The sequence below is a fragment of the Aquabacterium sp. A08 genome (genome assembly GCF_011742065.1).
Window position 1 is genome coordinate 1 of the sequence record NZ_JAAQQT010000233.1, and the last position, 638, is coordinate 638.

A 638-nucleotide genomic window follows, 5' to 3' on the forward strand; every position below is an offset into this window, starting at 1 on the left:
AAGGGGTTGATGAGGAACTGGTGGTCGCCGCCGGTGACGCTGTCGGGCAGCTTGACGCTGATGTGGGTGAAGATCAGGTCGCTCCAGCCGTAGGCAGCGACGAGGCGGTAGCAGGCGGCCAGGTCGCAGCGCAGCTGCCATTCTTCGGGGCTGACGGCGGATTGCAGGGAGGGGATGTGCATGGCGGCGTGGGCGGTGGAGGGCATAGTGCATGCTAAGACCGCGCCGGGCGTCCGGCTGTCGGGCCGGTGACAGCCGGCCGTGTGGGGCGGGTCAGCCGTTAAGATGGACCGCTGCCCGCCCGCCGCCGGCCGGCGGGCCTTGTTTCTGACCCACCGGAGAGTCCCCATGGCCAAAAAACCCACCACCCCCGCCCCGTCGATGAAGATGGACATCGGCATTGGCGAGAAAGACCGCGCCGCCATCGCCCAGGGCCTGAGCCGCCTGCTGGCCGACACCTACACCCTGTACCTGACCACCCACAGCTTCCACTGGAACGTGACCGGGCCGATGTTCAACAGCCTGCACGCCATGTTCATGACGCAGTACACCGAGCTGTGGAACGCGGTGGACCCGATCGCCGAGCGCATCCGCGCGCTGGGTCATGTGGCCCCGGGCTCTTACGCCCAGTACGGCCA

2 protein-coding genes are annotated in these 638 nt (G+C 67.7%); one reads left to right on the plus strand and one right to left on the minus strand.

Going from position 1 to position 638, the window contains the following annotated elements:
* Positions 1-182, minus strand: a 182-nt coding sequence (locus tag HA630_RS01305) for a class II aldolase/adducin family protein (protein ID WP_208299903.1), incomplete at its 3' end; no start/stop codon positions are given.
* 166 nt (positions 183-348) lie between these two features.
* Between HA630_RS01305 and HA630_RS01310 the strand changes: the two genes are divergently transcribed.
* A partial coding sequence (locus tag HA630_RS01310; protein ID WP_166832142.1) for a Dps family protein occupies positions 349-638 on the plus strand: 290 nt, incomplete at its 3' end.